Origin of the sequence: Nonomuraea antimicrobica, from assembly GCF_039536965.1 — a bacterium.
Classification (GTDB): domain Bacteria; phylum Actinomycetota; class Actinomycetes; order Streptosporangiales; family Streptosporangiaceae; genus Nonomuraea; species Nonomuraea antimicrobica.
In genome coordinates this window covers 1-1,310 of sequence record NZ_BAAAZP010000269.1, presented here as the reverse complement: position 1 = coordinate 1,310, position 1,310 = coordinate 1, and the positions used below count along the sequence as shown (strand labels likewise).

The following is a 1,310-nucleotide window of genomic DNA, read 5'->3' as shown; positions in this document are numbered from 1 at the left end:
CATGTCCATCCGAACCCATCGGATGCCACATGATTGATGTTGAAGGGGGCGTTGTTCCCCGCCCGCACCATGACCGCAGGGAACGGGGTGCTGTCGTACGAGGTTCCGTAGAACACCATGCCGCCGGTGCCGCTTGCACTGGCCTTGCCTGCGCATATGGCAGACGCGCTGTTCTGCACACCGATCTTTCCCTCGAAGACCGTGGCTCCAGTCCCGATATTGACATCGCCGTTCGCGTCGAGCCGGATACGGCTTTCCGCGCTCCCCGCCCCGGAGTTCTTCATGAAGGCATAGCCGGATCCCATGAGTAGCTCGGGTGTCCGACCGTTCGCACCGGCCGCGCCAACGATGACCAGCTCCGGCTCGGAGGTCCCGGTGGGAGCGCCGTACATGCGTACGTAACTGCCGCCGTTGTCGGCGTAGAACCGGATCTCGGGATCGACGGCACCCCGAGGATTCACCACGAGACGTCGCCCGCTGTCGCCCGACCTCAGCTCACCGAGGAAGTCGACGCTTCCCGTTGAGGAGAGGCTGACAGTCCGCGTCCCCGCCGAGTTGAAGGCTCTGAACCCTGCCGTGTCCAGCTCGACACGCGCTCCAGACGTGGCCGACCGAAGGACGAAGCTGCCCGAGTTGGCAATGCTGACCGTCTGTACGCCTGCGGCGTTGAACGCCTGCAGACCCGAAGAACTCAGCTCGACTCGCGCCGCAGCGCTGCTACCGGCCACCAGCCGTGACGTCAGCGTGAGGACCGCTTCCAACTTGCCCGCCGTCACCGAGCCGGCCGCCAGCGCGGGAGTGGTGACGGAGTTGGCGGCGAGATGCCCAGCCGTGATCGCGGCGGCTTGCACGAGCCCGCCAGTGATCGTGTTGGCCACCACCGCGTCGGAGGCAACCAGCGTGCCATCCAGGATCTTCGCGCCGGATATGACCTTGCCTACGACATCGGTGTCCACGAGCGCCTGCGTGGCGATCGTCATCACTCCCGACCGCGTCGAGGTATTGCCGGACCTGTCCAACGCGGTGAACCAGATCTCCCGATCAGCGCCGTACGGCTGATCCCCGATCACCACCACCCCAGCGGCTTGGAGATAGTCCACGATCTGCGTGCCGCCCTCAACGGCCGGGTCGCGCATCCATACAAGGACCCGGTCGAAGTCGGGCGGCATCTCCTCGCCCATCGACCCGAGCCCGTCCCATGAGGCGTGGATCACGCCCAGACGCGACATGAGCGCCGGCGCCGATGGCACCGGAGGCGGGGTGGTGTCGTCTGGGATGAGCACGACCACCTGGTCGGAGAACGGACCGAT

General features: G+C 66.0%; 1 pseudogene. It reads right to left on the bottom strand.

What is annotated here, in order from left to right:
- Positions 1 to 1,310: pseudogene (locus ABD844_RS52460) on the bottom strand (hypothetical protein); the annotation flags it as partial.